At 69.1% G+C, this 13483-nt stretch carries 10 protein-coding genes; 1 reads left to right on the top strand and 9 read right to left on the bottom strand.

The features are described 5' to 3' along the window. Window positions 1-36 precede the first annotated feature (36 nt). From HDC36_RS14700 to HDC36_RS14665, 8 genes are all read right to left on the bottom strand, one after another. Window positions 37-1263, bottom strand: coding sequence for an FtsX-like permease family protein (locus HDC36_RS14700; RefSeq protein WP_179568736.1), 1227 nt, complete (start codon window positions 1261-1263; stop codon window positions 37-39). Window positions 1264-1327: 64 nt separating this feature from the next. Further along, a complete protein-coding gene (locus tag HDC36_RS14695) occupies window positions 1328-2626 on the bottom strand; it encodes an ABC transporter permease (RefSeq protein ID WP_179568734.1) in 1299 nt (432 codons plus the stop codon). A 13-nt stretch (window positions 2627-2639) separates the two neighbouring features. Further along, window positions 2640-3881 (bottom strand): FtsX-like permease family protein, encoded by a 1242-nt coding sequence (locus HDC36_RS14690; protein WP_179568732.1) that lies wholly within the window; start codon window positions 3879-3881, stop codon window positions 2640-2642. Next, window positions 3878-5188 carry an ABC transporter permease gene (locus HDC36_RS14685; RefSeq protein ID WP_179568730.1) on the bottom strand — a complete coding sequence of 437 codons (1311 nt, stop codon included), beginning with the start codon at window positions 5186-5188 and terminating at the stop codon, window positions 3878-3880. Before HDC36_RS14685 ends, HDC36_RS14690 begins: the two co-directional genes overlap by 4 nt. 13 nt (window positions 5189-5201) lie before the next feature. Further along, a complete protein-coding gene (locus HDC36_RS14680) occupies window positions 5202-6416 on the bottom strand; it encodes an FtsX-like permease family protein (protein ID WP_179568728.1) in 1215 nt (404 codons plus the stop codon). Between the two features lie 16 nt (window positions 6417-6432). Next, window positions 6433-7755, bottom strand: a complete 1323-nt coding sequence (locus HDC36_RS14675; protein ID WP_179568726.1) for an ABC transporter permease — start codon at window positions 7753-7755, stop codon at window positions 6433-6435. Between the two features lie 28 nt (window positions 7756-7783). After that, window positions 7784-8500 carry an ABC transporter ATP-binding protein gene (locus HDC36_RS14670; RefSeq protein ID WP_179568725.1) on the bottom strand — a complete coding sequence of 239 codons (717 nt, stop codon included), beginning with the start codon at window positions 8498-8500 and terminating at the stop codon, window positions 7784-7786. 120 nt (window positions 8501-8620) lie between these two features. After that, on the bottom strand, window positions 8621-9892 hold the full coding sequence (locus HDC36_RS14665) for an efflux RND transporter periplasmic adaptor subunit (protein ID WP_179568723.1): 1272 nt from the start codon (window positions 9890-9892) through the stop codon (window positions 8621-8623). Between the two features lie 377 nt (window positions 9893-10269). Here HDC36_RS14665 and glmS point away from each other — a divergent pair, with 377 nt between their 5' ends. Further along, a complete protein-coding gene (glmS, locus tag HDC36_RS14660; protein WP_179568721.1) occupies window positions 10270-12099 on the top strand; it encodes a glutamine--fructose-6-phosphate transaminase (isomerizing) in 1830 nt (609 codons plus the stop codon). A gap of 170 nt (window positions 12100-12269) precedes the next feature. On the opposite strand, the gene HDC36_RS14655 is transcribed toward glmS, so the two are convergent. Further along, entirely contained in the window at window positions 12270-13400 is a 1131-nt protein-coding gene (locus HDC36_RS14655; protein WP_179568718.1) for an NAD(P)/FAD-dependent oxidoreductase, read from the bottom strand. Between the last annotated feature and the right edge of the window lie 83 nt (window positions 13401-13483).

Raw genomic sequence — 13483 nt, 5'->3', positions numbered from 1 at the left:
AAAAAGGGCCGGCATGACGCCGGCCAAGGGGACGCTTCAAGCGCTGCGCGTGGCCACTGCCGGCGGTACCGCCGCGGCGCGGCGCGCCGGCGCGAACACCGCGATCTGGCCGAGCAGCCACAGCGTGATCGCACCGAAGGGCAGGTAGTACAGCGGCAGCCGCGGCAGTTCGTACTTGCCCATCAGCCACTGGTTGATCGCGTAGGCCAGCAGCATGCCGAGCACGATGCCGGTGCTGGCCAGCAGGAAGTTCTCGGTCTGGAAGTAGCGCAGGATCTGCCCGCGGGTGGCGCCGAGCGCGCGGCGGATGCCGATCTGCTTGGTGCGCTGCTGCACCCAGAAACTGGCCAGGCCGACGATGCCCAGCGCGGTCACGATCAGCAGCGCGATGCACACCGCACCGAGCAGCCAGACCATCGCGCGGTCGCCCTGGAAGTATTCGTCGCGGATCTCGGCATAGGTCTGCTGTTTCAGCACCAGGCGGCTGTTGTCCACCTTCATCAGCGCCGCGGTCGCCGCGGTGAGCACTTCCTGGCGCCGCGCCGGGTCGGTGACGCGCAGCACGTACAGGCCCTTGGTGTAGTTCAGGCGCAGCGGCAGCAGCATCGCGTAGTCGATCTCGGCCAGGCCGCTGGTCGCGGCCGGCCGCGCCAGCGTGTCGACGATGCCGACCACGCGCACCGGGATCTGTCCGGTATAGAGGGTCTTGCCGAGGGCATTCTGCCCGGGGAACATCTTCTCCGCGGTGGCGCGATTGAGAATGATGGCGGTACCTTTTTTCTGCGCGTCCCTGTCGGTTTGCGCGATTTCCAGATCGAGGTATTCGTCGGGCGTGAAGTCGCGCCCGGCCACCAACTGCAGCCCCAGGGTCTGCAGCGTGCCTTCCTCGGCCATGTACTGCGCCGCGTTGAGGGTGGGCCGCTCCTGGTCCGGGGTCAGCGCCAGGCTGGTGTTCCAGGAGTAGTGCACGAACGGCACCTGGTTGAGCACGGTCGCATTGCGCACGCCGGGTACGGCGCGCAACGCGGCCAGGTCCTCGCGGGTCCTCGCGGCGGCGTTGACCTGCTGGCCGATGCCGCCCAGCGAGATCGTCACCAGTTCCGACTCGGCGATGCCGCTGGGCCGGTGCAGGGTCTCGATGCGGTTGCCGATCAGGAACAGCGCGTTGCACACGATGGCGCAGGCAAGCGCGATCTCCAGCACGATCAGCGCGGCGGCGGTCTTGTGCCGGCGCAGGGTGGAAAGGATGGGGCGGATGTCCATGGCGATAACCTTGTGAGGGACCTTCGTTGGCGGTCTGCCCGCCGCAGTGCGGCGGGGGGGATGGTCAGGACGATTTGAGCTGCAGCGCCGGCGCCACCTGGATCGCGCGCCAGGCCGGCAGCAGGCCGGCCAGCAGACTGGCGGCCAGGGCCAGGGCGAAGGTCAGTGCCAGCATCGTAGGGTCCAGATGGGCGAGCTTGGCGTAGCTGGAGGGCTGCTGGCGCACGGCCCACAGGCCAAGTACGGCCAGGCCGAGACCGGCGATGCCGCCGGCCAGGCCGATGGTGCCGGCTTCGACCAGACACTGCGCGAAGATCGCACGGCGCGAGGCGCCCAGCGCGCGGCGCACGCCGATCTCGCCGCTGCGGCGCAGGAACTTGGCCAGCAGCAGACCGACGGTATTGAGCAGGCATACCAAAAGAAAACCCATCGCCAGCCACAGCTGCAGGCGCACGTCGCCCGGCACCACTTCGTTGTGGTCCAGCCACTGCATCACGTTGCGCAGGCGCACGTTATTCGGACGCTGGAAGCGGCCGGCGGCGCGCTGCTGGTTGGAGTAGTTCTCGAGGTAGGCCTTGTAGTCGGCGGTCTGCGTCGGGCTCTCCAGTTCCGCCCAGTACTGCATCCAGGAGCAAGGCGCATTGAGCGAGGTCTGATCGCCGTTGCTGTCGCCGAAGCAGTTCATGTTGCCGTTGCGCTCTATCTTCAGGTCCATCGCCACCGAGAACGGCAGGTAGGCCTGTTCGTCCGAACCGTAGGTGTTGGTGATGTCGTAGAAGCGCGGATTGGGAGCCCAGGTGTCGAGCACGCCGACGATGCGGAAGGTGTTCTGGTCCATGCGCAGTTCGCGGCCGACGCTGTCGGCGCCGTCGTACAGTTTTTCGTTGAGCTTCTTGCTGATGACCACCACGCGCTCGTGCCGCTCGTCTTCCGTGCCGGTCCAGCCGTGGCCGTACAGGAACGGCGTGTCGAACATCGGGAAGAAGTCCGCCGAGGTGAAGCGCACTTCCGACTTGAACGGTTTCAGCCCGCTCTTGAGCGGTTCGATCGCCGCCGACCCACCGGTCATGATCGCCTGCCGCTTGGCGCGTTTCTCGCGCAGCAGCATCTCCGCGTCGTAGCGCGTGTTCTGGAAGTCCGGCTCCTCGCCGGGCTGGAAGCCGGCTTTCGGCTGCGCATCGACCTGCACGTAGAACAGCCGATCGCTCTTCTGCGGGATCGGGTCGCCGGAGAGCACGTAGAACACGGTCAGCGTGGTCATGCTGGCGCCGATGCCCAGCGCGATGGCCAGCACCATCAGCGCGGTGAGGACCTTGTTGCGGCGGAAGCTGCGCAAGGCGAGGCGGAAGTAATAGCCGAACATGGGTGGCTCCGGGTCAGGCGCTACGGGTGGCGGTGGCGGGGGGGACGGCGGCGGCGCGCAGCGCGGGGCCGAGGACGGCGAGCTGGCCGAGCAGCCATACCGCCACGATGCCGGTGAGCACCGTGGGCGAGGACAGCCGCTCCAGTTCGAAGCGTTGCATCAGCCATTGGTTCATGACGTAGGCGAGAACGGCGCCCAGCGCGGCGCCGCCGCCGACGATCAGGAAGTTTTCCAGCTGGACGTAGCCCATGATGTCGCGGCGGGTGGCACCGATGGCGCGGCGGATGCCGATCTGCCGGGTGCGCTGCTGTACCCAGAAACTGGCCAGCCCGCCGATGCCCAACGCGGTGACGGTGAGCAGGATCAGGATGATCGCCAGCAGCATGCGCGCCACTGCGCTGTCGCTCCTGAAATAGTCGGCGCGCAGTTCCTGCATGGTGGCGACCTGGTGTTGCACATAGGTCGGGTTGGCATGCTGCATCGCCGCCGCCGCGCGTTGCAGGACCTGCGGCAGTTGCCCCGGTTTGCTGCGGATCAGATAGCCGCCGCCCCAGCCTTCGGCGCCGACGCGCAGTTCGGTCAGCAGCGCGTCTGCATCGTCGTCGTGGCCGGCGATCACGCCACGCAGCGGTGCCATCACCCCAACGACATCCAGCCGTACCGCCTGGTTCCACATCGTGGTGTAGATCTTCTGCCCCAGCGGCGAAACGCCAGGAAACAACTTGGCGGCCAGCGACGGGGTGATCAGCGTCGGCAGCTGGCGCTCGCCATGGTTGGTCTCCGCGAACGTCTCGGCGGCAGTCGGTAGCTCGGCGTCGTGCAGGTCGCGGCCGGCGACGATGCGGATGCCCAGGGCGCGGTTCAGGCCCTGGCTGCCGGAGAACAGCGTCGCGTGCGCCGCCGGTTGCGTCGCCTGCGCTTCCCGGAACAGTTGCACCCGGTTCGGATTCCATAGCGGCGGTGCGCCAAAGGCGGCCGCTTCCACGCCGGGCACCGCTTGCAACACATCCAGGCTGCGCCCGACGCTGCTCTTGCTGTCTTGCTCGCCGATCACGGAGATGCTCTGGATCAGGCCGATGTCCTGCTCCATCGCCCCGGTCGGCGTGTCCACCCGCTGGTAGGTGCGCGCGATGATGAACACCAGGTTGCACAGCACCGCCAGGGTCAGGGCGATCTGCAAGACCATCAACACCACCGCTGCACGATGGCTGCCCAGCGCGGAAAGAATGGGGCGTGCGTGTCTCAGCGCGGTCATAGCGATTTCACCTGCAGGGCGGGAGCGATGCGCGAAGCGCGCCATGCCGGCCATACGCCGGCCGCCAGGGCCGACAGCACCGCCACGGCCAGCGCGAGCGCAAGCAGCGAGGGGTCGGCATGCGCCTGTTGGGCGTAGGCCACCGGTTGCTGGCGCACCAGCCACAGGCCGATCCAGGTCAGCGGGATGCCGAGCAGTCCGCCTAGGCAGCCGATCAGCCCGGATTCGGCCAGGCATTGCAGGAACACCGCGCGGCGGCTGGCGCCCAGCGCGCGGCGCACGCCGATCTCGGCGGCCTTGCGCATGAACTTGGCGACCAGCAGGCCGACCGCATTGAGCAGGCACACCAGCAGCACGCCGAAGCCGATCCAGCTCTGCATGCGCACGGTGGCCGGCACCACCCGCTTGTAGTCGAGCCAGTCGAGCAGATCGCGCAGGCGCGTGTTGGGCGCGCGTTCGAAGCGGCCCAACTGGCGCTGTTGCGCGCTGTAGTCGTCCAGCGCGGTGCGGTAACGCTGGACCTGCGCCGGCGTGTGCAGTTGCACCCAATACTGCACCCAGGTGCATTGCGTGCTCTTGGGATTGTGCAGGCCCGCTTCCTGGTCCCGGCCCCAGCACTGCATCGGCCCATAGCCGTAGTCCTGGGGCAGGTCCAGCCAGGTCTCGAAAGGCACGTACAGCGCTTCCGGCGCCTTGTACGCGCCCGAGTTGAGATCGTAGAAACGCGGCTGCGCATCCCAGGTGTCGATCACCCCGATCACCCGGAACGGGCGGGTGGCGATGGTCAGGGTCTTGCCGACGCTGTCGGCGCCGCCGAACAGGGTGTCGTTGAGCGTGCGGGTCAGCACCACGACCTGCGCGCGCTGCGCATCGTCGCCACGGCTCCAGCCGCTGCCGTAGAGGAAGCGCATGCCGAACATCGCGAACAGGTCGGCGGTCGCTGCGCGGGTGGTGAGCATGCGCAAGGGGCTGGCCGGCACGGTCTGGCGGACCGGAAGCCAGTTCGCGCTGGTCATGGTCTGCGCCGGCGCGGCGTGCAGCCGGTACAGCGCGTTCGCGTCCTGCCAGGTCAGTTCGTCGGGCGGCTCCTGGTCGGCACCCGGCAGGTCGCGCGGACGCGGGTCAAGTTGCGGATGGAACAGCGTGGCGCTGTGGCCGGGCAGCGGATCGCCGGACAGCGTATGCAGCACCGTGAGCATGGTCATCGAGGCGCCGATGCCCAGTGCCACGGCCAGCACCATCAACGTGGTGAGGATCTTGTTGCGGCCGAAGCTGCGCAGGGCGAGGTGAAGGTAGTAACCGAACATCGTGGGTCCCGGGTCAGGCGCTACGGGTGGCGGTGGCGGGGGGGACGGCGGCGGCGCGCAGCGCGGGGCCGAGGACGGCGAGCTGGCCGAGCGCGCACAGCAGCGCGGCACCGGCCGGCAGGTAGGTCGCCGGCAACCGATCCAGTTCGAAGAAGCGCATCAGCAGGACGTTGCCGGCATAGGCCAGCAGCATGCCCAGCACTACGCCGGCGCCGACGATGAGCAGGTTCTCGGTGTGAAAGTGCTGCAGGATGTCGCGGCGGGTGGCGCCGAGCGCGCGGCGGATGCCGATCTGCCGGGTGCGTTGCTGCACCCAGAAGCTGGCCAGGCCGACGATGCCCAGCGCGGTCACCAGCAGCATCGCGGCGATGACCGCCACCAGCAGCTTGGCCATGGCCCGGTCGCTCTGGAAGTAGCGCTGGCGTAGTTCGTTCAACGGCCTGCTGTACTCGCCGTCCAGGACCGCGTCGGGCGCCGCGCGCGCCACCGCGGTGCGCGCCTGTTCGACCACGCGCGGCATCTCGCGCGGATCTGCGCGCAGCACGTAGACGCCGGATTGCGACGCCTCGCGCACCGGGATGAGCACCGACCAGTCGCTGCCGATCGCGCCATCCTCGCTGCGGCCGGGATCGGGCCGCGCCAGATGCGGCAGGGTGCCGACCACGCGGTAGTGGCCGCCGGCCCAGAATTCGCGGCCCAGCGGATCCTGGCCATGCCACAGGTGGTCGGCCAGGGCACGGGTGACCCACACATCGGCCGTGTCCGGGGCGAAGTGCTCGAACGGCTGGTAGTCGGCGTCGGTGAACGCGCGGCCGCTGTCCGGCTTGAGGCCCAGTGCGGCAACGGCGCCGGGGCTGGCCGTATAGAAATGCGGCACGCCGCCGACCTCGGTGCAGGCCTGGTCCAGGCAAATGCCGTTGTTGCCTGCGGCCGGAGCGAACGGGACGGTGTTGATGGTGCCTGCCGCGCGCACCCCGGGGATGCGGCGTGCGGCATCGAGCACGCGCGCATTGAGATCGGCATGGTTGCAACCGTCGCAGCCGGACAAGGACAGCAGCCCCAGCGCGGCTTCGTCGACGCCGCTGTCCAGATGCATCAGATCCAGCCGGTTGCCGATCAGGAAGAACGCATTGCACAGCACCGCGCAGGCCAACGCGACTTCCAGCGCGATCAGCGTCGCGGCGATGCGGTGGCGCGACAGGGCGCGCAGGATGGGGGCGATCTGCATCATGGCGTGGTCCCGGTCACAGCGTCTTGAGCTGCAGCGCCGGCGCGATCCGGCTTGCCCGCAAGGCCGGGAACAGGCCGGCCGCCACGCTGCAGCCGACGGCCAGCACGAAGGTGCCGGCGAATGCCAACAGGTCCAGGCGTGCCAGATCGGCATAGGCGGCCGGCTGCTGGCGCACGCTCCACAGGCCCAGCAGGGTCAGCAGCCAGCCGCCGATGCCGCCGATCAGCCCGATGACGCTGGCTTCGGTCAGGCACTGGGCGAAGATCGCGCGCCTGGACGCGCCCAGCGCGCGGCGCACGCCGATCTCGCCGCCGCGGCGCAGGAACTTGGCCAGCAGCAGGCCAACGCTGTTGAACAGGCACAGGCCCAGGAACGCCACGGCCAGCCAGCTCTGCAGCCGCACGTCGCCAGGCACGACCCGGTTGTGGTCCAGCCACTGCGGCAAGGACAGCAGGCGCGCCGTGTCCTTGCGGCCGATGCGTCCGGCCGCCTGCTGCTGGGCGGCGTAATCGGCCAGCAGGCGGCGGTAGTCGGCCACCTTGGCCGACGTATCCAGCTGCACCCACAACTGCACCCACACGCACGGTGCAATGCGCAGGTCCAGCGGCTGCGCCGGCGTGCCGAAGCAGGTCCACGGCTCGATGTGGCCGTCGTTGATCTCCAGGCTGGTGGACAGCGGCGTGAACACGTCCTGCGGCTTGCCATAGAAGCTGCCGGTATCGCCATGGGAAAAGCTGCCGCCGGCCAGCGTGTAGAACTGCGGCGACGGCCGCCAGGGGGCCAGTACGCCGACGATGCGGACCGCATTGCCGCGCACCAGCAGGCTGCGTCCGACGCTGTTGCGGCCCTCGAACAGCTTGTTGTTGAGATCGGCCGAGATCACCGCCACCCGTGCACGGTCCTGGTCGTCGCGCGCACGCCAGCCGCTGCCGTAGGCGAACGGCACCTGGAACATCGGAAAGAAATCGGCCTGGGTGGACAGCATCTGCGCCATGAACGCCGGACCGTCGCGATCGGGCGCGCGCAGCTTGATCTGGCTTTCGGCCACGATGGCCTGGCGATCGGCGCGCCCGGTCTTCCACAGGTCCATCGCGCTGGGATAGTCGAGCTTGTCGAACGGCTGCTGGCCGGTGCTGCCGGCAGGGCGCGGATCGAGCTGCGGGTAGAAGATCCGCTGGCTGCGCCCGGGCAACGGATCGCCGGACAGCAGCCGCATCACCGTCAGCGTGGTCATCGCCGCGCCGATGCCGACGGCGATGGACAGCACCATCAACGCGCTCAACACCGGACTGCGGCGCAGGCTGCGTAGCGCAAGTTGAAGGTAGTAGCCGAACATGCCGTCTCCGTCTGCCGTTGCCGCGCCGTCAGCCGTTGGCCGCGGCGCCGTGGCCGGTATGCCCCAGCACCGGTTCGCGCTGCAGGTCGGTGGCCTGGCCGTCGACGATGTGCACGTTGCGCTGCGCGCGCGCGGCCAGTTCCGGATCGTGGGTGACCATGACGATGGTCGAGCCCTGCGCGTTGATCTCTTCCAGCAGTTCCATCACCCCGCGCGCCATCTGCGAGTCCAGGTTGCCGGTCGGTTCGTCGGCCAGCAGCAGGCGCGGGCTGCCGGCCAGCGCGCGCGCGATCGCCGCGCGCTGTTGCTGGCCGCCGGACAGCTCGGACGGATAGTGCTTCATCCGCGAACCCAGCCCGACCCGGCCCAGCGCCTCTTCGATGCGCTGCTTGCGCTCGGCCGCGGCCATGCCGCGGTAGCGCAGCGGCACGTCGACGTTGTCGAACAGGTTGAGGTCGGGAATCAGGTTGAAGCCCTGGAAGATGAAGCCGATCTTCTGGTTGCGCATGCGCGAGCGCGCGTCGTCGTTGAGGTTGCTGACGTCCTGGCCGTCGAGCAGGTACTGGCCGCTGGTGAAGGTCTCCAGCAGGCCGGCGATGTTGAGGAAGGTGGTCTTGCCGGAGCCGGACGGCCCGGTGACGGCGACGAATTCGCCTTCGCGCACATGCAGATCCAGCGAACGCAACGCGTGCGTCTCGACCTGTTCGGTACGGAAGACCTTGGAGACGGAGCGCATTTCGAGCATGACGTGGTTCCTTGGTGGTTGAGCGGGGAATGGGAGAGATCGAGATTCGGAATCAGCGGGCGGAAAAGGAAAACGGCAGGGGCCTACGAATCCCCACTCCCGAATCCCCAATCCCAGCTTCTAATGCACCGTCACCTGCGGCGCCTCGCCGAACAGGTCGCTGCCGGAGACCACGACGCGGTCGCCCGGTTGCAGGCCCGAACGCACCTCGACTTCGCCCAGGCTGGTGACGCCGAGCTCCACCGGGCGGCGGATCGCCGAGTTGCCGTCCATCACGTAGGCGTAGCGGCCGCCGGATTGTTCGACGAACGGGCCGCGCTCGAGCTTGAGCACGTTCTTGCGGGTATCCAGCAGCACCCGCGCGCTCATGCGCTGGCTCTGGCGCAGGCCCGGCGGCTGCTTGTCGGTGAAGCGGATGCGCGCGTTGACCTCGCCGTTGACCACTTCCGGCGACACCGCCGAGATCGCGCCGGCGAACGGTTCGCCTGCGCCGCTGGTCAGCTGCGCCGGCATGCCGATCGCCAGGTCGCGGGCGAAGCTCTCCGGCACCTTGATCTCCAGTTCGAACTTGGACAGGTCGACCACGCTCAGCACCGGCGCATTGGCGGCGACGTTGGTGTGCTGCGACACCTGTACCTGGCCGACCTGGCCGTCGAACGGCGAGCGCAGGGTGAGCAGATCGACCTGTCGCTTCACCTCGGTGACCACCGCGCGCTGGCGCTCGGCGAGCAGGCGCTTGTTGCGCGCGTCCAGGCCGGCGCCCTGGGTCTGCAGGCCGGAGTCCTTCTGCGCGTGGCTCATCGCGATGTCGGCCTTCTTCAGCGAGTCCTGCGCCTTTGCCAGTTCGACCGCCGGCACCGCGCCGCCGTCGTAGCCGCGCTGGTAGCGCTCCAGGTCGCGGCTGGCCGCCTGCCGTTCGATCTGCGCCTGGTCCACCAGCTTGCTGGCGTTGGCGCGGGCCAGCACCGCATCCAGGTCGGCGCGGCCGGCCTCGGCTTCCAGGCCGGCCAGCGTGGCCTCTTCCTGGGCGAGCTTGCTGCGCAGTTCGGGGCTGTCGATCTCGGCCAGCTCCTGGCCTTGCTTGACCACGTCGCCGGCGACCACCTTCAAGGTCACGGTGCCGCCGGAGATCGCGTACAGGGTGGGGCTGTTGGCGGCGATCAGGCGCCCGTCGGCGGAGATGTCGCGGACCAGGTCGCCGCGGCTGACCGTGGCGATGCGCACGCGCTGCGCGTCGAACGAACGGCTGCCGGCGATCCAGCCGCGCGCGGCGAAGGCGATGCCGAGCAGCACCGCCAACCCGATCAGTGCGGGCCAGAACCAGCGGCGCCAGGCGGCGGCGGAGCGGGGGCGGGCGAGAACCTGGTCCTGGGCGGAAGTGTCGCGGATCATCGGTCGGGTCGGCGCAGTGAGAATGAACGAATCCAAAGCACGTCGCGTGCCAATCGCAAGTGTTTGAAAGGATTGCGGTTCCATTGCAACGGACGGCTGTCCGCGTGTCCGCGGACACGTTCGCGGACACCGTGTCCGCGGCCGGGCCGGACGGTCGGGACAGGCCGCGTTGCCGCGATCCACGTCTGGAGCGTGTACGGCGCCGGGCACGGCGGTCCCCGCTCGGTCGCGCCACGTGCGGATGCGTCGTGCCGGTCCCTGCTACCCGAGCCTTACCGCCAGGGCATGCGATGGCGCATCCAAGTCGCGTCGGCGGGTCCTATAGGACATTCAGCGGACAAAGCTAGAATGGCGATCTTTCGATGCAGGGTGCGGCTATGTGCGGGATCGTGGGTGCGATTGCGGAACGGGACGTGGTGCCGGTGCTGATCGAAGGCCTGAAGCGGCTGGAGTACCGCGGCTACGACTCCTCCGGCATCGCCGTGGTCGCCGGCGACGGCGTGCGCCGGGTGCGCCGCACCGGGCGCGTGGCGGAGATGGAAAGCGCCGCGCTGGCCGAGGACCTGCACGCCACGCTGGGCATCGGCCACACCCGCTGGGCCACCCATGGCGGCGTCACCGAGGCCAACGCGCATCCGCACGTCAGCCACGGCGACCTGGCGCTGGTGCACAACGGCATCATCGAGAACCACGAGCAGCAGCGCGAGCGGCTGCGCGCACTGGGCTACGTGTTCGAGTCGCAGACCGACACCGAGGTCATCGCGCACTTGATCCACCACCACGCCGCGCAGGGGCTTTCGCTGCTGGCGGCGCTGCAGGCTGCGGTGAAGGAACTGACCGGCGCCTATGCGCTGGCCGCGGTCAGCAAGTCGCGCCCGGACGTGCTGGTGTGCGCGCGCATGGGCTGCCCGCTGCTGGTCGGCCTGGGCGAGGGCGAGAACTTCATCGCCTCCGACGTGTCGGCGGTGATCCAGGCCACGCGCCGGGTGATCTTCCTGGAAGAGGGCGACACCGCCGAGTTGAGCCGGACCGGCGTGCAGGTGTACGACGCCGAGGACCGGCCGGCGCAGCGCGAGGTGCACATGTCCGAAGTGTCGCTGGCCTCGCTGGAACTGGGCCCGTACCGCCACTTCATGCAGAAGGAGATCCACGAGCAGCCGCGCGCGCTGGCCGACACGCTGGAAGCGCTGTTCGACGCCGGCGGTTTCGACACCACGCTGTTCGGCCGCAACGCACATGCGTTGGCCGACATCGACGGCGTGCAGATCCTCGCCTGCGGCACCAGCTACTACGCCGGGCTGACCGCACGCTACTGGATCGAGGCGATCGCCGGCCTGCCGTGCAGCGTGGAGATCGCCAGCGAATACCGCTACCGCGCCGCCTACGCCAACCCGCGCCAGCTGATCGTCACCATTTCCCAGTCCGGCGAGACCCTGGACACGATGGAGGCGCTGAAGTACGCCAAGTCGCTGGGCCACGCCAAGACCCTGTCGATCTGCAACGTGCCGGAAAGCGCGATCCCGCGCGCCAGCGCGCTGGTGCTGTACACGCGTGCCGGCGCCGAGATCGGCGTGGCCTCCACCAAGGCCTTCACCACCCAGTTGGCGGCGCTGTTCCAGCTGACCTGCGTGCTGGCCAAGCTGCGCGGGCGCCTGAGCGAAGCGCAGGAAGCCGAGTACCTGGAACAGCTGCGCTACCTGCCGGGCAGCGTGCAACACGCCTTGAACCTGGAACCGCAGATCGCGGTGTGGGCCGAGCGTTTCGCCGACAAGCACAACGCGCTGTTCCTGGGCCGCGGCCTGCACTATCCGATCGCGCTGGAAGGCGCGCTCAAGCTCAAGGAAATCACCTACATCCACGCCGAAGGCTACCCGGCCGGCGAGCTCAAGCACGGCCCGCTGGCGCTGGTGGATGCGAACATGCCGGTGGTGGTGATCGCGCCCAACGATGCGCTGCTGGAGAAGGTGAAATCCAACATGCAGGAAGTGCGCGCGCGCGGCGGCGAGCTGTTCGTGTTCGCCGACCAGGACAGCCACTTCAGCGAATCCGAAGGCGTGCACGTGATCCGCACCCCGCGCAATGCCGGCCTGCTCAGCCCGGTGGTGCACACCATCCCGGTGCAACTGCTCGCCTACCACACCGCGCTGGCGCGCGGCACCGACGTGGACAAGCCGCGCAACCTGGCCAAGTCGGTGACGGTGGAGTAGGTGCGGGCGTGCGTCGCCCGGGCCGGCCTGCGTGCCTTCGCAGGCCAGCCCGCACCGCGCATGCAGATCGGCGGTACAGCGCTGGTTCGAGACGGCCGCAGCCGATGGCCGCGGCCGGCACGGCCGGGTCGGCGCGATGCGGCACGGCGGCTTCTGCGTAACCGATTCGGCTACCCGGCAACGCTGTCGAAGAACGCGACCAGGCCCTGCGGCGCATCGGCGTCGAAGAACATCGTCAGATTCTGCGCCGACTCTTCGGCAAAGGCCGCGCTGCGCGGAAACAGTTCGCTCTCGTACGCGGCCAGCGCGGCGTCGATCGCGCCGGGATTGGCGACGATGGCCTTGCCGAGTTCGGCGCCGTCGTAGAGCGCGAGATTGGCGCCTTCGCCGGCGAACGGCGACATCAGGTGCGCCGCATCGCCGAGCAAGGTCACGCCGGGCGTGCGCGCCCAGCGGTGCTCGATCGGCAACGCATGGATCGGGCGAAGCACGGGGGCGGTGTCGCCGTCGGTGACGAGTGCCGTCAATGCCGGGGCCCAGCCATCGAATTCCGCGGCGACGCGGGCCAGTGCGGCCGCCGGGTCGGCGAAGTCGAGGCGGGCGAACCAGTCCTGCGGCCGGTTCAGCGACACGTAGGTCTGCAGGGTGCCATCGGCATGGCGGTGGGCGAGGATGCCCTTGCCGGGCGCGACCGCCATCAGCGTGCCGCCGCCGATCACCTGCGCGCTGGCGGGGTGGCGCGTGTCGCCGTCGAACAGGCAGGTCTCGATGAACGAGGTGCCGGCGTAGGCAGGTACTGCGGCGGACAGCAATGGGCGTACGCGCGACCAGGCGCCGTCCGCACCCACGAGCAGATCGGTGGTCGCGCTCGCGCCGTCGGCGAAGCGCAGCAGATGCCGCCCGTCGGCGAGCGGGGCCGCCGTGGCCAGCTTGCATCCCCAGCGGACGGTGCCCGCGGGAAGCGCGTCGAGCAGGAGCCGGCGCAGGTTTCCGCGATCCACCTCGGGCCTGGCGCCGCTGCCCACGTCGGGTCTGTCGATCAGGATGGCGCCTTGGCTGTCGACGATCCGCTTTGCGTCCGCACCGGGAAGCACCAGGCCGAGGAAGGCGTCGTAGAGGCCCGCCGCCTTGAGCGCGCGCTGGCCGTTGTAGGTGTGGATATCGAGCAAGCCTCCCTGCGGGCGGGCATCCGCCGAGACCTCGGCTTCGTAGAGCGTTGCGGCGATGCCGTGCACGTGCAGCACGCGGGCAAGCATGAGCCCGCCGAGCCCGGCGCCGATGATTGCGATGGGGGTGTGCATCTGAATCCTTGGTCGAGTGGATGCGCCGGGACGGGCGCGAGTGCTTATGGAACGTCGTTCCACATGTTGGAATGGCGTTCCAT

This window comes from Xanthomonas sp. JAI131 (assembly GCF_013410075.1).
In the GTDB taxonomy this organism is placed as follows: Bacteria; Pseudomonadota; Gammaproteobacteria; order Xanthomonadales; family Xanthomonadaceae; genus Xanthomonas_A; species Xanthomonas_A bonasiae.
Note: the sequence above shows the minus strand (reverse complement) of the source record. Positions and strands in the feature narration are given on the sequence as shown.